The following is an 18,109-nucleotide window of genomic DNA, read 5'->3' as shown; positions in this document are numbered from 1 at the left end:
TAAAATCACAGAACAATGAATGACCTCATAAAGAAACAAATAACTGATGCGCAAGCCACGATGGATAAAGCCATTGCGCATTGCGAATCGGAACTTACAAAGATTAGAGCTGGAAAAGCTGCTGTAGGAATGTTAGACGGCATTACTGTTGAATATTATGGTTCGCCTACCCTGTTATCTCAGGTTGCGGCATTAGGTACTCCAGACGCACGTACCATTACTGTACAACCTTGGGAAAAAAACATGTTGGTTCCTATCGAAAGAGCTATTATGGAGGCTAACATTGGTATCAATCCACAAAACGATGGCAGTATTATTCGTTTGGTTGTACCACCTTTAACTGAAGAGCGTAGAAAAGACTTAGCGAAAAAAGCGAAGGAAGAAGCTGAAAAAGGTAAAATTGCAATTCGTAACATCCGTAAAGATGCGAACGAAAAGATTAAAAAACTGAAAGCAGAAAGTGTTTCTGATGATGAAATTAAAACCGGAGAAGCCGAAGTACAGAAGGTTACAGATGCTTATATCCTTAAAGTTGATAAACTTTCTGAGTTGAAAGAAAAAGATATCATGACAGTCTAAACGATTAGCAATATCGTTGAATTGTAATATAAAAGGGAAGTTAGTTTTGCTAGCTTCCCTTTTTCTATTTTTGCATTCCAAAATCACAAAACAAAAATGAATTTATTACTCGAGTATCTAAAAACACACAAGTGGGTGGTGGTGCTTGCCTTATTTTTAGCCGCAATAAATATCGGTTTCTCATTAATGGACCCTTATTTTACCGGTCAAATCGTAGATCGATTTATAGAAAGAAAGGATCTACTTGACCGCTCAGCATATATTTGGGGAGTACTTGGCTTGGTAGGCTTGGCTATTGGCGCAGCAATGGTATCTAGGATTGCGAAAAACTTTCAAGATTATTTTACCAACATTATCGTACAAAAAGTTGGCGCCAAAATGTATGCTGATGGATTAAAGCACTCCTTAGAACTTCCTTATCAAGTATTTGAAGACCAACGAAGTGGCGAAACCTTAGGGATTTTGCAAAAAGTAAGGGTAGATTGCGAAAAGTTTATTACTTCTTTTATCAGTATCATATTCATCAGTTTAGTGGGGATGATTTTCGTTATTGTCTATTCACTTTCTGTAAGCTACAAAGTAACCTTAGTTTATGTGGCTTCTATTCCAATTATTGCTTTTATTAGCTGGTTTTTAAGCAAAAAGATAAAGACTATTCAAAAGTCAATTGTAGCGGAAACCACCGCATTAGCTGGTTCTACAACTGAGTCGTTAAGGAATATTGAGTTAGTGAAAAGTTTAGGCCTGGCTAATCAAGAAATTGAAAGGCTAAACAAAACCACCTACAAAATCTTAGGTTTAGAATTAAGAAAAGTGAAATATGTACGTAGCATGAGCTTTGTACAAGGAACTACGGTAAATTTAGTACGCAGCATAATGGTTGTTGTACTATTGGTGCTTATTTTCGACAATACCATTTCGCCTGGTCAATACTTCTCATTCCTATTTTATTCCTTTTTCTTATTTGGCCCACTTCAGGAGCTCGGAAATGTAATTTTAACTTGGCGAGAAGCAGAAGTGTCACTTGGAAGATTTAAAGACATTTTAAGTACTCCTATCGATAAAAAACCAGACAACCCAAAGCCACTACGAAAAATAGAGCAGTTAACCTTCGATGATATCAGTTTCAAACACCTAACCGGAAAAACGAATGCCCTAAACCATATCAATTTTAGTGTAAGTAAAGGCGAAACAATTGCTTTTGTTGGTCCTTCTGGCTCTGGAAAAACGACCTTAGTTAAATTGTTGGTAGGACTTTATCAGCCTGTAGAAGGAAATGTACTTTACAACAGCATTTCTGGTAAAGAGATTAACCTAGACCACCTAAGGGAAAAAATTGGTTTTGTAACGCAAGACACGCAGTTATTTTCCGGTACAATCAGAGAAAATCTACAATTCGTTAAACCAAATGCTACCGATGATGAATGTTTGAAAGTACTTCGCCAGGCGGCATGCCATACTTTACTGGCCAGAGCCGATAAAGGTTTAGACAGCGTAATTGGAGAAGGTGGGGTAAAGGTTTCCGGCGGTGAAAAACAGCGCCTATCGATTGCTAGAGCATTGCTACGTAATCCAGACATATTAGTATTTGATGAAGCAACTTCTTCTCTCGATTCAATTACTGAAGAAGAAATAACTGCCACAATTAAAGATGTTTCTAAATTAAGCGAGCAAATCACCATATTGATTGCACATCGTTTGTCGACCATCCGCCATGCGGACAGAATTTATGTGCTAGAAAAAGGGCAGATTATTGAACAAGGCAAACATGAAGATTTAGTGGAAGAAAAGGGCTTGTACTACGCCATGTGGAGACAGCAAGTTGGAGAGAGATAATTAAGCAATTGTCATTCTGAGCATAGCGAAGAATCTATTAAACTACATCACAGATTCCTCGTCCCTCAGAATGACAAAATTTATATCTCTTACTTCGCAATTTTTAATAGATACTCGCCATAACCACTTTTTACGAGTGGCTTAGCAATTTCTCTCAACTGATCAGCAGTGATATAGCCCATTCTGTAGGCAATTTCTTCAATGCAACCAATTTTCAAGCCCTGTCTTTCTTCAATGATTTGAACGAATTGACCAGCTTGCATTAATGAGGCGAAAGTTCCGGTATCCAACCAAGCTGTGCCTCTACTTAAAACGCCCACTTTTAGCTTACCGCGTTCTAAGTAAACTTTATTTACATCGGTAATTTCATACTCACCACGAGGCGATGGCTTGATATTTTTTGCAATTTCCACAACATCATTATCATAAAAATACAATCCTGGAACAGCATAATCTGATTTTGGTTGCGTAGGTTTTTCTTCGATAGAAATTACCTTGTTGGCTGCATCGAACTCTACCACACCATACCTTTCAGGATCTGATACCTGATAGGCAAAAACAACCCCTCCTTCTGGATCGGCGCTGCTTTGCAACAATTTTGCCATTCCATCGCCGTAAAAAATATTATCGCCCAAAACCAGAGCAACCTTATCTTGACCAATAAACTCTTCACCAATTACAAAAGCTTGCGCTAATCCATTTGGTTCTGGCTGTACTGCGTAACTGAACTTGCAACCTAAATTTTCGCCATCTCCTAATAGTTTTTGAAAATTAGGCAAATCGTGTGGCGTTGAAATTATCAAAATTTCGTTTATACCAGCTAACATTAATGTTGATAGCGGATAGTAAATCATTGGCTTATCGTACACAGGCATCATTTGCTTGCTGCAAGCCAAGGTTAATGGATGCAATCTGGTGCCGCTTCCGCCAGCTAATATAATTCCTTTCATATTCAGTTCATTAGTTCATTGGGGGAAATTAGCCATTTGTCATCAACTTCAATTCGTTAATGCAATTTGCTAAACTATCCATCCAATAAGGTATGGTTATGTTATAATCTGCTTTTATCTTACTCTTATCCATTACCGAAAAATGTGGACGCTTAGCTTTTGTAGGATAAGCGCTTGTAGGTATTGGATTTACGTTTACTTTAGTCCCGCTGTAATCAAAAATCGCTTTGGCAAAATCGTACCAAGAAGTTACACCTTCGTTACTGAAATGATAAATTCCGTATTTCTTTTCAGGGTTTTGAATGATATCGAAAATAGTATTAGCTAAATCGATAGCATACGTAGGCGTGCCAACTTGATCTGCAATGATATTTAATTCATCACGCTCTGCACCCAATTTCAGCATGGTTTTTACGTAGTTATTAGCAAACTCAGAGTACAACCAGCTGGTACGAAGAATGATATATTGATCTAGCTCTTCAACAATGGCTAATTCACCATCTAACTTTGTTATGCCGTATACGTTGATGGGTTTCGCTACATCGTCTTCCTTCAATAACTTTATTTCATTGCCTTCAAATACAAAATCAGTAGAAATATGGATTAGCGTAGCCTGATGTAACTTACATAACTGTGCCAAATTTCTTGCACCAGTTTCATTTACTGCTTTAGCGATATCGACCTCGTCTTCAGCTTTATCTACAGCAGTGTAGGCAGCACAATTAATTACGTAAGCTGGTTTTTCCTGATTAAAAAGAACCATTAAATCTGCTATATTTAAGATGTTTGCAGCACCTTCCTCTGGAAAAATTACATCAGCAATATTTCTATGTGCAACAATCTTTTTGATACATTGCCCCAGCTGACCTCCTGCGCCTATTACTAGTACTTTAGCCATCGGTTAATTATTGTATTGCTTTTCGTAATACGACTGATAATTACCTGAAGTAACGTTGCTTAACCACTCTTCATTGGACAAATACCAATCGACGGTTTTTTCTAAGCCTTCTTCGAATTGCAAACTTGGCACCCAATTTAACTTCTTTTGTAGCTTTGTAGAATCGATAGCATAACGTAAGTCATGGCCTGCTCTGTCGGTAACGAATGTGATTAGTTTTGCCGACTCACCTGCTTCACGACCTAATTTCTTGTCCATAATTTTGCAAAGCAGATGAATTAAATCGATATTCTTCCACTCATTATGTCCGCCAATGTTATAGGTTTCACCAGTTTTTGCTTGATGAAAAATAACATCGATAGCTCTTGCATGATCCTCTACCCAAAGCCAATCTCTAACATTTTCACCTTTACCATAAACAGGTACAGGTTTATTATTCTTAATATTATTGATAGCCAAAGGGATTAATTTCTCAGGAAAATGATGTGATCCATAATTGTTTGAACAGTTAGAAATCACGCAATCCAAGCCATAAGTATCATGATAAGCTCTCACAAAATGATCTGAGCTTGCTTTCGATGCAGAGTAAGGACTATGCGGATCGTAAGCTGTGGTTTCGGTGAACATTCCAGTCTCGCCCAAAGCTCCGTAAACCTCGTCGGTACTAATATGATAAAATCTCTTTTTATCATAATCTCCCTTCCAATACTCTCTAGCTGCATTTAAGAGGTTTACTGTACCAATAACATTCGTGATTACGAAAGCAGTAGGATCAGAAATAGAACGATCTACATGACTTTCTGCTGCTAAGTGTATAACAGCATCAAAATTTTCGGCCTTAAATAGCTCGTTGATGGCTGCTGCATCGGCTATATCCAACTTAACAAAACTGTAATTAGGCTTATCCTCTATATCTTTCAAATTAGCTAAATTACCCGCATAAGTTAATTTATCTAGGTTAACAATCTGATAATTTGGATAATTATTTACAAACCTTCTTACTACATGAGAGCCAATGAAACCTGCACCTCCAGTGATTAATATCTTTTTCAAAGCGAAATCTTTCTTGTTTCTTACAAAAATATAAGAAACTACGTATTAACACTACGCTTTTAAAGAATATGTTCGGGAAAGATAAAATTACTTAGGAATTGTTTGCAATATTCTCTTCGAGTTCAGTGTACCAATCTGCACCGTACTTTCTAATTAATGGATCTTTAAGAAACTTATAAACAGGCACCTTTAACTCTCTTCCGAAAGAACAAGCATCCTTACAGATGTGCCATCTATCGTAATTTAGCACCTCAAATTCTGGGTATTGAGTTATCCTAATGGGATATAAATGACAAGAAATTGGTTTTTTCCAGTCAACAATTCCTTCTTCGTAAGCTTTTTCTATGGCACATTTAGTGATGCCATTTTCAAAGGTCACATATGCACATTCTTTATTGCCATCTACACAAGGAGTAGTTAAATCACCATCTAGATCCACTACAGACGTACCATATTCTTCAATGGCCGCGATGCCTTTAGGTGCTAGCAGATGCTTTATTTTCGGATATATTTCCTCTAAAATTGCTTTTTCTGATTGTTCAAGAGGCGCACCTGAATCACCCTCAATACAACAAATCCCCTTACACTTGCTTAAATTACATACAAAATCTTCATTAATCAGATCTTCATGTACTAAGGCACTTTGAACTTCTATCATTTTTATGGTTAATCATTTGAATTGTGTAATCGGTTAATCGCTACCTGTAAAATTAGACTGTTGCAGCAGTTAACAAATTAACCTTTACCGATAGGATACTTTAACCCCTCGGCAGATTTTAGCTCCATCGTTACTGAACCTACCAAAATCTCTACTTGTGCTTTTACAGGCACGCGGTTGCCATCATCGGTGATCCAAAGGTACAACTTACTATCCTTTTTAAAAATACGTCCGGGTTTAATAGAAGGACTAAATTTTAGACAGTTAATATTTCCAAGCTTAGACTTTATTACTTCTTTACCTACATATTGGATTTCCAGCGCTGAAATTTCATCCCCTAAAAAATAATTTAGTTTAAAGGTATCATTGATTTTTAGCTTACTGATATCTAAACTGCGGGCAAAATAATAAGCAGATACCAAATCAAAAGTTTGTGTAGTGGGAGCTGTATAAGTTCCCGTATTGGCTACTACCTTTTTAGTATCTTGATAAAAACGTGCTTTGTCTTGTCGGCGATATTTAGCTTCCCTAACATCTTCTTGATAGAAGTAAGGCGTAAGTTCCTCTTTATCTATGTACGAATCGTAGTGATCACGAACTTTATAAAACACATCAAATGTTCCTGAGGTCCGAGCGTCAACTTGTAATCTGTAAGTCGGCTTACCATCGAATTTCATATCAGAAGGCAAAACTTTTATGGTTGCTTCTGCTGCTGTGATAAAACCGTACTTCAACTTATAGGTAAGCACCTCTCCTTCTTTAAAAGCAACTTCTTTTTTCAAAGGAAGCTCTTGAGCAATTCCGAATTGTCCGATTGCGATTAAGCCAATTATTAACGCTAACTTTCTCATACGTTAACTAAAACAAAAAGCAATCCAAAATTTTGCATTGGTAGAAGTGCAGGTGTTAACATTTGTTAAATTTTAAACTTTCTAGTAAAATCTAAATGTACAAATTCTAATCTTTTCTTTTATAGATTGGCACAGTAGAGCATGGCTCGCCATACATGATACTTTTAACTACCGGAGTAAGTAAGGCCGTAATTTCTACATAAGCAGACACTGGGATTTGTGGGTTTGCGCAGCCCTTTACTACCACTCTTTCACCTGCATAATCATCTAAATTAATTTTTGAGAGGGCTTTAGAGAAAAGTACGGTATCTAGCACATCAAGATTGCCAAACACCACTTCGTTAGCGTAAGGCTTCATTTTATTAGCCAGTAACATATAAGCCCAAGTAGGCACAATTGCGTCTGCAGTGCAAGTAATAGCAATGTTTTTACCCTGATACTGCGTCCAATCGTGCGTCTTAACAAATTCTCTAAAATCTTTCTCTCTAAGCATCAAGCCATGAAAAAGGTTATCTTTTATATCATACAAAAAGCGTTCACCTTTCTCTAAATGATCTTCGAGATTAAAGGTAATTAATCCACTTGCCGCTACTTTGTTAACAATGTTTTCTTGAATATCCATAACTACTACTATGTGTGTGCTGTCATTGCGAAGACCAAAGCAATCTTACAAAGTAACTAAAAGTGTTGAAACTCTCGCTTTAAGATTGCTTCGTTCCTCGCAATGACGATTTCCATACAACAAAAAACCGTCCAAGCTTTATGCAAGGACGGTTACAAAATTAAGTAAATAAGATTAATAGAATTTCACCCTATTGTCTTTTATATCAGCTTTTTCTTGTAATGCTTGGAAAGCGTTACCTAGAGCACGTTGACTAATGTTCATCAACATACTTTCTTTTTGTTTAAATGTATTAGCTAGTGGAGCTGGATTAGTAAATCCTTCTACAACAAATGCGTAAACACCTCTGTCGCCAGCAATAGCTTTTGAAAGTTTACCTACTTGCGAACCGAACACAGTACCAACTACTTTGTTTTCTTGTGATAAGCCAGGAATAATTGGGTTAGCAAATACCATGTTTTGAACTGGTGTTGCTGTTTTTCCTAATTTTTGAGCTACAGCATCGATACTTGAAGTACCGGCTAAAGCTTTGTCAAACTTCTCAGTTAACATTTTTGCTTTTTTAGCATTCAATACCTGAGGCTCGATTTGCTTCTTCACATCTTCTAAAGACAATTGTCCTTTAGGTTTTACAGACGTTACTTGCGCTACTACGTAAGCATTATCCATGGTGTAAACTTGCGCTAACACATCACCTTTATCTGCTTCGTATCCATCTCTAATTAACTGACGAGGATTATCTAAGCCTGGAGCATAACCTTGTGTAGCTGTAATTCTATCAGCAATACCAACTGTATAGCCTTGTTTTTGAGCTAAAGCACTGAAATTATCAGATTTTACTTCGTTTAAGAAAGTAGTTGCTTTTTTGTAAGCGGCATCTCTTGTTTTTTGACTAGGCACTAAGCTTTTCTCGATGTAAGCTAACTTAACCACTTTAGATGAACCAACTTGTTTTTCAACTTTAATTACGTGGATACCAAATTGTGATCTTACCACTTTGATATCGCCAGTTTTAGCATTGAAAGCAGCATTTTCGAACTCAGGAACCATTGCACCACGGGCAAAAGTACCTAAATCGCCACCTTGATCTTTAGAACCATCTACGCTATATTTTTTAGCTAGCTCAGCGAAACTACTTCCGCCTTGCGCTAAATCTTTTAAAGAATCTGCAAGTTTAAATGCTTTATCATCTCCACCAACTTGAGCTGGGTTAATTAAGATATGGCTTGCTTTAACCGAATCTGGAGAGAAACGGCTATCTACAACTTTCGCTAATTTGTAAGAATTTCCAGAGAACTTAGGCCCGTAGAAACTTCCAACTGGATAGTTGAAAATTACCGAATCTACTGCTGGATCTAATTTACCTTTAGAAAGATAAGTGTAAGGGATTTTAACATCAGAGTTATTAGCAGAGAATAACGAATCGTTTGGCGTAGTTTTAAAATCCGCAGCTAATTTTTCTACTTGAGTTTTTACAATTGCGCTATCAGCTGCAGTTGGCTGAATACTGAAAGCTACATATTGGAAATCTCTTGTTTCTTGAGCATTATCAAAACGTTTTTTGTTTTCATCATAGTAAGCTTTGTAATCAGCATCTTCTAACTTCACATTCGCATCAAGAATAGAGCTGTAATCTAAGTTTACATATTTGAAATTAACCAATTTATTACGGTTGATGTACTCATCATTAGCTTCTAAACTAGAAACGTAAACAGAGCTACTTACCAATTTGGTATATTTTTGTTGCAGCGCTTGTTTTTCGATTTCCTCTTCAAGCATTAACCATTGCTGAGCCAATTGAGGATTTGTATTTCTAGACTTAAGAGAAGTCATTACAGCAGCTCTATCAAACTCACCAGTTTGTGGATTACCGAAATACTGTGTAATTAATGGGCTAGGAGTTTTGCCTTGGATTAGATCGAAAAGTTCGTCTGCAGAAACTGTTAAGCCTACACGATCAAATTCTTTACCTAAAACGATGTTTGCAATTTCCGACTGCCAAGCTTGATCTACTGCCATAGCTTGCATTTGAGCGTTCATAACGCCGCCATACTGTTGCTTAAACTGAGCAGAAGTTTGCTCTACCTTTGTGTTAAATTGTTCGTACTTTATGTCTTCCCCGTCAATAGATCCTACTGTTGTTCTAGACGCACTTAAAAAAGATTGTCCGGTAGTAAAAACGTCTCCAATTAAAAATGCTACAATTGCGAAACCTATTGCTCCAATTAAGATAAGCCCTGCACGGTTACGCAAGAATGTCATTATACCCATATTATTCTATATTAAAATTTTATTTTAAGAGGGCGCAAGATACAAATTTGAAACAAATTAGAAAATATTAAATTTCAATTGTTTTTTAAGTTGAAAACTAGGAAGATAGAAGCTTAAAATTAGTGCCTACTGAGGCAGTTTTCCATTATCAACATAGCCCTGGCCAGAAGGCATTGTAATGCTGTAAGTGCTGAAATCTTGTGGGGCAGAAAAACTAGTTCCGTTGAGCACATTCCCATCTTTTGTAGTTACCGTACCAGCTGGCGATGTGTAAAGACGTTTATTTTCATCCCAAGTAAGTTCTTCTGTGGTAAATGTCATGTTGTCTGTTACTACCACTACATTTTTACGGAAGATGGTGATTTTTTCCACTTCTTTATTGATTGCGTAGTTTGAAGTTATGGTTCCTTTATTTTTTAGGAAATCATCTAAGAAATAGATTTTAACGCCATTAGGCATTTCACTGTAAGCAGCACCAGCAGAAGGAGTTACTTTATCTAAAATGGGCGCATAGCCTTTCGCTTTTACTTTTGCAGAATCACTGTAAACAATCTCTACGCCGTAAGTACGATCTTTTGTTAAAGTCACTTTATTAGCCGCAATGGAGGAAACTTTTTTCAAGTCATCGCCACCGCATGAAGAAAGAAGAAAGGTAAAAGTAACAAGACCAAAGGCTAAAGACTGAAGACTAAGAAGTAAAGCTGGCAAGCTAAAATTTTCGCCTGTAAAGGTGTTACCGCTAATTTTCAATTTTGCCAATTTCAACGTTATACTTATTTAGTCCTATTGCTTTTTGCTTAAGCCTATTAATCAAATCTAAACCTTTGGAACCATCTGTCGTTTAATAAGAAGCTTAGGTGAAAGTTTACATAGCGCTCTTGAATTAAACTATTTGTGATTTTTCCACGACTACCAATCTCTGCAGAAACGTTCATTTTGTAGAATGAAGATCTTGCATAACCAGACTGAAGAGGCAATCCTAAACCAAAAGTAACTGCGGTTTGTTTTACATCTTCGTTAGCCATTCTAATGTAGGTTTTATCGTAAGTAAAGCCTAAACGGTAATCAACTCTTTTGAAATAACCGTTAATCGCAGTGATATCTGGCGTAAACTGACCGCCAACAGATACACCATAAGTATCTTGAAGACCTTGGTTCACGTTATCGATGGTAGTTTCAGACCATTTTCCCATGCGGTAATCAGCTCCAATCAACCATTTGTTCTCCTTGTTTACAGTAAAGCCAAATGAATGTAATAAAGGCATTTTCAACCCTGTTTTTCCATTTTCTGTAAAGCTCAATGTATCTAGAGCAGAGCGTTCGTTTCCTTGCGCATCTTTGGTATAAATGGTAGTGTATTGGCTTTTCTCCGAATTTAACTTCGAACCAGAAGATCCAGAGTATCCTAAAACTAAAGAAGTTCTATTGCCTAAACGAAAATCGTATTGTGCACCATAACTGTAATTAAGTCCGTAGATACTGTTTTTAACCTGATCGCGAGAATTAATTGCACCAGGATCATTTACAAACTCAGTAGATGCACTTTGTATCAAATTTCCAAAAAGATATTCGGCATTTGCGCCAACTCTAAAGTGATCGCCAAATTGGATGCCGTAACCTAGATACGCTTTTGACAAACCTCCTTCGCCTTTGTATAAGTAATCTACAGATTTTGCGCTTGTACCAGTTCCTAAAGTTGCAGAATTTCTAAAATCGTATCCTAGCTCTGAATATGGTAAAATACCGATACTAACTGCAGATTTTGTAGTAAGTGGAAATGCCATAGCTACATGACTTAGTGATGCATTGAAACTACGCTCGCTTAAATTATTCGTTTTTAGTTGTGTTGAGCTTCCAGTCATACCAATATCTAAAGTGGTAAGACCTATACCAGCGTAAGATGCTGGATTTTGCATATTGATGTTGTTAATGTAGCTAGATCTAAAAACACCCGTAGAGATACCTCCCATACCTCTTTGCTGAGGTAAAACAGAGCCTCTTAGATTACCTAAGCCAAATTTAGAGTATGGAGATTGTACTGTTGTTTGCGCAAAAACCCCTAACGACATCGTTAGCATTGATAGCGTAGCAACATATACGCACTTAATTTTATTGTTCATTTTATAATGTAATAACTTCATTCAAGCCTTTTAAAACCAAATATGGTTCGTGAGTAATCTGGGCGGCAAATATGCTATTTTTTAATTGCTTGGTCAAAAAAAGCGAATCGCCCCCGGTTAAAACTACCTTTAAATCTTTATTTCTTTTATGCTCTATGGCAATAAATCCTTCTATTTCGTTAAGCGCCCCTTGCAATACACCTCGTTTAATAGCATTCTGGGTATTGCTTCCCTCTTCAATATGTTCTTGCTCCCTACCCCAATCTATTAATGGCAAGCGACCTGTGTAATGGTTCAAAGCCTTAAAACGCATATTCAAGCCTAAACTTATACTTCCGCCGAAGTATTCATTATTGGCTGTCAACACATCGTAGGTAATGCAGGTGCCAGCATCAATCATCAAAGTATTATTGCCTTGATATAAGCAATGTGCTGCAATTACTTTTGCCCATCTATCTAAACCCAAAGTTGTGGGGCTTTCGTAATGGCTTTTTATGTTGCCCATTATTTCGGTATTGAACCGCGTATACTGGGTATGTTCTTTTAGTAATGTTTCGAGGTCGCTTATTTCGTTGCTTACGCTAGAAACCGTCGAATTTTCTATCTGATATTCGGTAATGAGTTTTAAGAGGTCTTTCTCTTCTAGTTTTTTAAGCTGTAGGAAATTAATGAGTTCTTTTTGCTCAAAGACTGCTATTTTACTATAGGTATTGCCAATATCTATGACCAGATTACGCATTCAATATTTACCTTACCAAACAACAAATTACGAATAGGAAGAAACATCACTATCAGTTTCATGCCACAAAGCTATTAATCTTTGGCAAGTTTCGAGGTATCAATTTGTTAAAAAAGGTTAAAGGGGCAATGTTTAGTCTACAATATTAGCCACGGATACACAGATTTAATCGTTTTTTATCTTTAGAAATATTTAATCATAACATCCCCTAGACGGCTACATCTGAATTTATAGCCAAATAGATTTGTGCTGCTGTGGCAAATCACCTAAACAAACAAAAAGTATTGAATACAAATTACCAGAATGGCAAACATAGTTTCGTAAAACCATCGCTTTTTAGCGTTAGAAAAATAGTAGGCCAGTAAAACAGCTCCTGGAGGTACGCACAGCATAAAATGTGAAACAGTAACGCCTCTTTTAGCGTAAAAGCTAAAGATACTTACCACAAACATGAAGAACAGCATTTGAAATGCCTTACGTGTACTGATGAAGCTTCTAAAGAAATTATCTCTTAGCTGAATTACCGCTAAAATCATAATTAAACCTACCGGGATAAGCACTAGATAATCATCATAGTTAATCTGTAAGTTAACAGGGAATTTGTTGGTTAACGGCTGCCAAATGTCAATAAAACGGTCGATACTATTGTTCCAATAATAAAACACGGCGACAAACATAAAAATGGTTAAAAACCCGATAATGCCAGAAATCCATTCACGCCAGTTAAAAGGGCGATACATGAGCAAACTTAACCACAACATTAACAGCAGTAAAATGAACGGAAAGTAAATTAATGTTCCAATAGCAATCAGCATTCCAACATCGAACATAATGCTCATGGCACTTGCCGTTTTTGAAAGCTTCAAGAATTTATCTATGATGATGATGATTAAAAAATTACAGATTAGTGCTGGGCTTAGTACCAAGAATTGCAAAAATAAACTCGTTCCTGTTACATACAATAAGGCTGGCAAATATGTTGGTTTTGCCAACAAACCGTGATTGTTTACAATGCGATTGAAGATGAGCGCCTGTACCAATGCAATTACTGTTGCGAAGAAAACATTCGCTTCTGCAGATAGCGCATCATTTGGGATATTGATAAAAAGCTTGGTGTAAGATTCTAAAATTTCAAAGTTAAGCTCTGATGGCAGGTGAAAAAAAATCGCCATACGCATAAAAATGGTATACGCTACCAGCAAGGCTAAGTTAAGTGGATGTAAACTTCGAAACTGATTAATCATCTTTGTTAAACGTAAAACCTGCTAAATCGTATTGTTTTAATTGCAAGTTTGCAACAAAGTAAAGAAATTTATCTGGCAAAAGTATTTACGGTATGCGCAATAATTGCAGCCGTTTCGTCTGGAAAATCGAATTTGTGTTCTTGTGGATTGGCAACAAAATCTTTCAAAATTGGCACCCAATTGTGGTTACTTCCCCAAATTACAGGCAAGCCGAACTGTTTTAAAGCATAGGCATTACATTGCTGCTCATATTGAAAACGCATTGGCGCAACCAAAAGCTTTTTACCTAAATGCAAAGCTTCTGCCGGCCCCTCAAAACCACCGCCAGTAAAAACGCCTTCGCAACTTGCCATGCTTTGGTTAAACTTTTCGTTGTTTATCGGTTCTACAAAAACGTTACCATCTGCATAAGCTATTTTGGTGTGCTTAGAAAAAACCTCCCAACGCACTTGCGGAATTTGTTTCAGCACACTCACCAAATCCTTATCATCAATTGCTGGCAAGTAAACCGTGTAGTGCCCTAAGTTACTTGGCGACAACTGTCTGATTTCACTTCTAATTACAGGCTTGTAAATAAAATCGTCATATCTATCAAAATGGAAACCAATATGATATGTAGTTGGTGCGTATCTACTTAAAATCAACTTACCCCAATCCACCGTTTTAGGTCTCGGAACTTTCTTCGATTTAAAAGATGCCTGATGACTTAGCGACACACTTTCTATTCCCTGCAGTCGGCAAGCCCATGCAGAAATAGGTTCAAAATCGTTTAAAATGAGGTTGTAATCACGTAGCGGAATGGCATTCATGTCTTTTTTGAACTGAAAAAGGTTCATGTTTTTCCAAGTTTTGTAGTGGTCTACACCACCTTTCTTTCCAAAAATGAAGCTGAAGCCATGAAAGTTGTACTTAATTTCTTGAGCCAATTTCACATCCACCTGTGTACCAGAAATCAGTAAATCTACCTCGCCATGCTGCTGTAAAAGCGGAACTATTTCCCTTGCTCTGCTCACATGTCCGTTGCCCGTTCCCTGTATGGCGTAAAGTATTTTCATTCGGGTTCTAATATCTATATTTTTCTGCAGTATTCAGAAACTGTTTAAAAATCGAAGTATTTTTTTTTAATGAGTGCGTATTAAATTATGCTTATTGGCGGGGACGCCAACAAGAGATAATGCTTATGTTGGCGTCCCCGCCAACGTGGTAGTTAAGTCTATCAGTTTTAAGCAATTTCTAACTTAATTTTCTGCAATAAAATGTTCACATCCAGCTTTCCAGTCAAGTCATCTCCGTCAGAAAGTTCGCCTTGTTCTACTTCATCTTTCACGAAGTTTTGCGCTTCGTATTTAAAAATCTCCCAATTCCCAGCGTTGTATTCTAAAGCAGTTAAATTCTCTACCCAATCGCCACTATTCAAGTACAAAACTTCGCCTTCTTCTGCTAAAATATTGCGCTTTTCTGGCTGATGAATATGCCCGCAAACTACGTACTGATAACCATTTTCGATAGCCAATTCGGCAGCAGTTTCCTCAAAACTATTGATGAATTTTACCGCATCCTTAAACTTCGCCTTAATCTTTTTCGAGAAACTCATTTTCTCCTTACCAAAAAAAGTAAGCATCGAATTTACCACACTGTTCAGCAAAATTAAAGTATCGTAACCAATAGCGCCCAACTTCGCCAACCATTTAGAATGCTGCATGGTTACATCAAAAATATCACCATGAAAAAACCATGCTTTCTTGCCATCAATTTCTAAAATAAGCTTGTTTTGGATATGGAACGAGCCCAAATGCATATCTGCAAACTTGCGCAAAAGCTCATCGTGGTTTCCCGTTAGGTAATACACATTTACACCTTCTACTACAAATTTCATCAGTTTTCGCAGAATTTTCATGTGCGTTTCTGGCCAATAACGCTTGCTGAACTGCCAAATATCAATAATATCTCCGTTTAGGATTAACGTTTTTGGCTTAATGCTTTTCAGATATTTCAACAATTCTTTGGCATGACAACCATAGGTGCCCAAATGCACATCAGAAATCACCACGATTTCTACATTTCTTTTCTCCATAAGCTAATTTTAGAGACAAAAAAGACCGGCCTTCCTAGCAGAAAGCGCAAATTTTTGCAGACAGTATAATTAATCTTCGTCTTCGCCAACGGTTAACTCGTAAGGACTAAAGAAAAACGCTACAAAAAGAACCAGACACACAATTAAAAACAGTTCAAGCATAGTATGATAATTAACTTTTACAAAAGTCTCCAACGCTAATTAACTGATTGTTAAGGCATCGTTATTTTATTTAGCTATTTTTGAAAAGCAGCGTTATAGGCTTTTTTGAACGGGTAGCCCCGCTTTCCGTTAAAATCTTTTTGTTGGCACTGCCGTTAACTCCTGTCATGCTGAGCCTGTCGAAGCATCTACCATTTTATCACCAACCCTTCGACAAGCTCAGGGTGACAGCCAACAAAAAGTATTTCCACTTCAATCGGGTTTATGTAACAACGTACGTACACTAAACCCTTGCTCAAACCAAGCAAAATGCTTAATCTTGAACTTTAGCAAAACCAAATGAGCAACCTTTCTTCTCCTTCAGTACTTAAATCCAAAACACATTTCGAAATTTTAGATGGCTTACGTGGTGTTGCCGCACTTGGCGTAGTTATTTTCCACTTCATAGAAATGTACACGCCGCATCCCGACGATTTAATTGCACATGCTTATTTAGCGGTAGATTTTTTCTTCTGCCTATCAGGTTTTGTAGTTGCCTACGCTTACGATGACAGGCTACCACAAATGGGATTGAAAACCTTCTTCAAACAAAGGTTAGTGAGGTTGCATCCGCTGGTAGTTTTAGGTACCATATTAGGTTTACTCGGGTTCATCTTCGACCCTTTTGGCAACCAAGTAGAAGCTTACAGCACAGGAAAACTGGCTTTGTTATTTTTTGCATCAATCTTAATGATACCTTACCCAATAATTGCCGAAAGAGCTTTTAACAACTTTGGCTTAAACGCCCCAGCTTGGACACTTTTTTGGGAATACGTAGCAAATATTGTTTACGCATTGGTATTGCAACGCTTAAAAAGAATTTGGTTGTTAGTATTGGCAATTGTAGCAGCTGCTGTACTTTTCTACGTTTCCAAATCCACTGGTAATATTAGCGGAGGTTGGGCCGGAAGTAATTTTTGGGATGGCGGAGTGAGAGTAGCTTTCTCATTTTTAGCAGGGATGTGCGTATTCCGTTATCAAGCTATTATCAAAAACAAATTAGGTTTTCCTTTATTGGCAGTTTTGCTAGCCTTAGCATTTTTTGTGCCTTACAATGATAATTGGAATTGGCTTACAGAACCTTTAGTGATTGTTGTTTATTTCCCATTTTTAGTTTCTTTGGGAGCAGGAGCAGCTTTAAACCCATCGCATCAAGGTATTTGCAGATTATCAGGTCAGCTTTCTTACCCGCTTTACATTACGCACTACTTTGTACTTTGGGCATTCGGCAATTATTATGCACAGGCGCAACCCAACCATCAAACCTTGGCTTGGGTTATCCCATCTTTAATCATAGGACAAATTATTATTGCTTATTTAGCCATGAAATTTTACGATTTGCCAATTAGAAAGTGGTTATCGCCAAAACGAGAAATGAATTAGATTACTTTACTTCTTCGTAATCTACAAATTCACCCAAATTATCGGCGTTGCCTTTTCGTTTTTCTTTTTTAGGCATGTGGTCTATAGAAATAGTACCTTCTGGACGACTAGGTCTTTGTTGTTGCTGCTGCTGTTGAGCTTGCTGTTGCATATTACCAAAAGCATTTCTTATTACAGCAGGGAATATAAGTCTAATCAATAACCTGATTATCCAGAGTACAATTATTGTGATGAATATAAATTTTATCAGAAATCCCATATAAATACTGTTGTTACAAATATAGACTTTGCCTCTAGTTATTTGTTTCAAATAACGATTTTCATTGCAATTTCATTACAATTCAGGTTAAGGTCTATTTATTTGTTACAAGAAACTTAGATTAACCTTCTTCAACAATCTCACAAACCCTACCAATTTGTCCATCTTCTAAGCGTACTTTTATCCCTCTGGAATGAAATGCGGAAGAAGTGAGAAGTTTTTCTACCACACCATAGGTTACGTTTCCACTTCTTTGGTCTTTTTTAAGGATGATACCCACTTCTAAACCTGGGTAAATTTCGTTTCTATTTTGTCCTTGCATAAAATTAGTTCATTTGCCATTTGTTGAACTGGTTCATTAGGTTAGGCGG

18 protein-coding genes are annotated in these 18,109 nt (G+C 37.1%); 3 read left to right on the top strand and 15 right to left on the bottom strand.

Annotation, left to right across the window (positions count from 1 at the left end):
- The first annotated feature begins 15 nt into the window (after nucleotides 1-15).
- Together frr and AC23ME_RS03220 are read left to right on the top strand one after the other, a co-directional pair.
- Entirely contained in the window at nucleotides 16-579 is a 564-nt protein-coding gene (frr, locus tag AC23ME_RS03225) for a ribosome recycling factor (protein ID WP_487726307.1), read from the top strand.
- Between the two features lie 96 nt (nucleotides 580-675).
- The gene (locus tag AC23ME_RS03220; RefSeq protein WP_487726306.1) at nucleotides 676-2,415 is read left to right on the top strand and encodes an ABC transporter ATP-binding protein; all 1,740 of its coding nucleotides are present in this window, start codon (nucleotides 676-678) and stop codon (nucleotides 2,413-2,415) included.
- An 89-nt stretch (nucleotides 2,416-2,504) separates the two neighbouring features.
- On the opposite strand, the gene rfbA is transcribed toward AC23ME_RS03220, so the two are convergent.
- From rfbA to AC23ME_RS03155, 13 genes are all read right to left on the bottom strand, one after another.
- Nucleotides 2,505-3,365: a glucose-1-phosphate thymidylyltransferase RfbA gene (gene rfbA / locus AC23ME_RS03215; RefSeq protein ID WP_487726305.1), complete on the bottom strand. Its 861-nt coding sequence runs from the start codon at nucleotides 3,363-3,365 to the stop codon at nucleotides 2,505-2,507.
- Between the two features lie 28 nt (nucleotides 3,366-3,393).
- Nucleotides 3,394-4,263 (bottom strand): dTDP-4-dehydrorhamnose reductase, encoded by an 870-nt coding sequence (gene rfbD, locus AC23ME_RS03210; RefSeq protein ID WP_487726304.1) that lies wholly within the window; start codon nucleotides 4,261-4,263, stop codon nucleotides 3,394-3,396.
- Nucleotides 4,264-4,266: 3 nt separating this feature from the next.
- Nucleotides 4,267-5,316 carry a dTDP-glucose 4,6-dehydratase gene (gene rfbB / locus AC23ME_RS03205; RefSeq protein WP_487726303.1) on the bottom strand — a complete coding sequence of 350 codons (1,050 nt, stop codon included), beginning with the start codon at nucleotides 5,314-5,316 and terminating at the stop codon, nucleotides 4,267-4,269.
- A gap of 91 nt (nucleotides 5,317-5,407) precedes the next feature.
- On the bottom strand, nucleotides 5,408-5,974 hold the full coding sequence (locus tag AC23ME_RS03200; RefSeq protein ID WP_487726302.1) for a DUF3109 family protein: 567 nt from the start codon (nucleotides 5,972-5,974) through the stop codon (nucleotides 5,408-5,410).
- 77 nt (nucleotides 5,975-6,051) lie between these two features.
- Nucleotides 6,052-6,825: a DUF3108 domain-containing protein gene (locus AC23ME_RS03195; protein WP_487726301.1), complete on the bottom strand. Its 774-nt coding sequence runs from the start codon at nucleotides 6,823-6,825 to the stop codon at nucleotides 6,052-6,054.
- A 106-nt stretch (nucleotides 6,826-6,931) separates the two neighbouring features.
- A complete protein-coding gene (locus AC23ME_RS03190) occupies nucleotides 6,932-7,447 on the bottom strand; it encodes a DUF2480 family protein (protein WP_487726300.1) in 516 nt (171 codons plus the stop codon).
- 174 nt (nucleotides 7,448-7,621) lie between these two features.
- Complete coding sequence (locus AC23ME_RS03185; protein ID WP_487726299.1) at nucleotides 7,622-9,718, bottom strand: peptidylprolyl isomerase; 2,097 nt, start codon at nucleotides 9,716-9,718, stop codon at nucleotides 7,622-7,624.
- Between the two features lie 126 nt (nucleotides 9,719-9,844).
- The gene (locus AC23ME_RS03180; protein WP_487726298.1) at nucleotides 9,845-10,483 is read right to left on the bottom strand and encodes a hypothetical protein; all 639 of its coding nucleotides are present in this window, start codon (nucleotides 10,481-10,483) and stop codon (nucleotides 9,845-9,847) included.
- 41 nt (nucleotides 10,484-10,524) lie between these two features.
- The gene (gene bamG, locus AC23ME_RS03175; protein ID WP_487726297.1) at nucleotides 10,525-11,859 is read right to left on the bottom strand and encodes a BamG family beta-barrel-assembly machinery protein; all 1,335 of its coding nucleotides are present in this window, start codon (nucleotides 11,857-11,859) and stop codon (nucleotides 10,525-10,527) included.
- Nucleotides 11,840-12,577, bottom strand: a complete 738-nt coding sequence (locus tag AC23ME_RS03170; protein WP_487726296.1) for a type III pantothenate kinase — start codon at nucleotides 12,575-12,577, stop codon at nucleotides 11,840-11,842. The genes bamG and AC23ME_RS03170 overlap by 20 nt, the downstream gene beginning before the upstream one ends.
- 266 nt (nucleotides 12,578-12,843) lie before the next feature.
- Nucleotides 12,844-13,821, bottom strand: coding sequence for a DUF6427 family protein (locus AC23ME_RS03165; protein ID WP_487726295.1), 978 nt, complete (start codon nucleotides 13,819-13,821; stop codon nucleotides 12,844-12,846).
- 68 nt (nucleotides 13,822-13,889) lie between these two features.
- Nucleotides 13,890-14,876: a glycosyltransferase family protein gene (locus AC23ME_RS03160; RefSeq protein ID WP_487726294.1), complete on the bottom strand. Its 987-nt coding sequence runs from the start codon at nucleotides 14,874-14,876 to the stop codon at nucleotides 13,890-13,892.
- Between the two features lie 167 nt (nucleotides 14,877-15,043).
- Nucleotides 15,044-15,895 carry a UDP-2,3-diacylglucosamine diphosphatase gene (locus AC23ME_RS03155; RefSeq protein WP_487726293.1) on the bottom strand — a complete coding sequence of 284 codons (852 nt, stop codon included), beginning with the start codon at nucleotides 15,893-15,895 and terminating at the stop codon, nucleotides 15,044-15,046.
- 501 nt (nucleotides 15,896-16,396) lie between these two features.
- Between AC23ME_RS03155 and AC23ME_RS03150 the strand changes: the two genes are divergently transcribed.
- Nucleotides 16,397-17,479 (top strand): acyltransferase family protein, encoded by a 1,083-nt coding sequence (locus AC23ME_RS03150; RefSeq protein ID WP_487726292.1) that lies wholly within the window; start codon nucleotides 16,397-16,399, stop codon nucleotides 17,477-17,479.
- 1 nt (nucleotide 17,480) lies between these two features.
- Here AC23ME_RS03150 and AC23ME_RS03145 read toward each other — a convergent pair whose 3' ends face one another.
- Nucleotides 17,481-17,738 (bottom strand): DUF4834 family protein, encoded by a 258-nt coding sequence (locus AC23ME_RS03145; protein WP_487726291.1) that lies wholly within the window; start codon nucleotides 17,736-17,738, stop codon nucleotides 17,481-17,483.
- Between the two features lie 121 nt (nucleotides 17,739-17,859).
- The gene (locus tag AC23ME_RS03140; RefSeq protein ID WP_487726290.1) at nucleotides 17,860-18,060 is read right to left on the bottom strand and encodes a YwbE family protein; all 201 of its coding nucleotides are present in this window, start codon (nucleotides 18,058-18,060) and stop codon (nucleotides 17,860-17,862) included.
- Nucleotides 18,061-18,109 lie beyond the last annotated feature (49 nt).

The sequence above is a fragment of the Pedobacter sp. T50_32 genome (genome assembly GCF_057652195.1).
This window is presented reverse-complemented; position numbering and strand designations above follow the sequence as displayed.

Excerpts from the sequence above, each read along its gene's own strand:
- AC23ME_RS03190 (WP_487726300.1), bottom strand. The coding sequence starts at position 7,447 with ATGGATATTCAAGAAAACATTGTTAACAAAGTAGCGGCAAGTGGATTA.
- AC23ME_RS03145 (WP_487726291.1), bottom strand. The coding sequence starts at position 17,738 with ATGGGATTTCTGATAAAATTTATATTCATCACAATAATTGTACTCTGG.
- AC23ME_RS03155 (WP_487726293.1), bottom strand. The coding sequence starts at position 15,895 with ATGGAGAAAAGAAATGTAGAAATCGTGGTGATTTCTGATGTGCATTTG.
- rfbA (WP_487726305.1), bottom strand. The coding sequence starts at position 3,365 with ATGAAAGGAATTATATTAGCTGGCGGAAGCGGCACCAGATTGCATCCA.
- AC23ME_RS03140 (WP_487726290.1), bottom strand. The coding sequence starts at position 18,060 with ATGCAAGGACAAAATAGAAACGAAATTTACCCAGGTTTAGAAGTGGGT.
- frr (WP_487726307.1), top strand. The coding sequence starts at position 16 with ATGAATGACCTCATAAAGAAACAAATAACTGATGCGCAAGCCACGATG.
- AC23ME_RS03195 (WP_487726301.1), bottom strand. The coding sequence starts at position 6,825 with ATGAGAAAGTTAGCGTTAATAATTGGCTTAATCGCAATCGGACAATTC.
- AC23ME_RS03150 (WP_487726292.1), top strand. The coding sequence starts at position 16,397 with ATGAGCAACCTTTCTTCTCCTTCAGTACTTAAATCCAAAACACATTTC.
- AC23ME_RS03170 (WP_487726296.1), bottom strand. The coding sequence starts at position 12,577 with ATGCGTAATCTGGTCATAGATATTGGCAATACCTATAGTAAAATAGCA.
- AC23ME_RS03220 (WP_487726306.1), top strand. The coding sequence starts at position 676 with ATGAATTTATTACTCGAGTATCTAAAAACACACAAGTGGGTGGTGGTG.
- AC23ME_RS03165 (WP_487726295.1), bottom strand. The coding sequence starts at position 13,821 with ATGATTAATCAGTTTCGAAGTTTACATCCACTTAACTTAGCCTTGCTG.
- rfbD (WP_487726304.1), bottom strand. The coding sequence starts at position 4,263 with ATGGCTAAAGTACTAGTAATAGGCGCAGGAGGTCAGCTGGGGCAATGT.
- AC23ME_RS03160 (WP_487726294.1), bottom strand. The coding sequence starts at position 14,876 with ATGAAAATACTTTACGCCATACAGGGAACGGGCAACGGACATGTGAGC.
- AC23ME_RS03200 (WP_487726302.1), bottom strand. The coding sequence starts at position 5,974 with ATGATAGAAGTTCAAAGTGCCTTAGTACATGAAGATCTGATTAATGAA.
- AC23ME_RS03185 (WP_487726299.1), bottom strand. The coding sequence starts at position 9,718 with ATGGGTATAATGACATTCTTGCGTAACCGTGCAGGGCTTATCTTAATT.
- bamG (WP_487726297.1), bottom strand. The coding sequence starts at position 11,859 with ATGAAGTTATTACATTATAAAATGAACAATAAAATTAAGTGCGTATAT.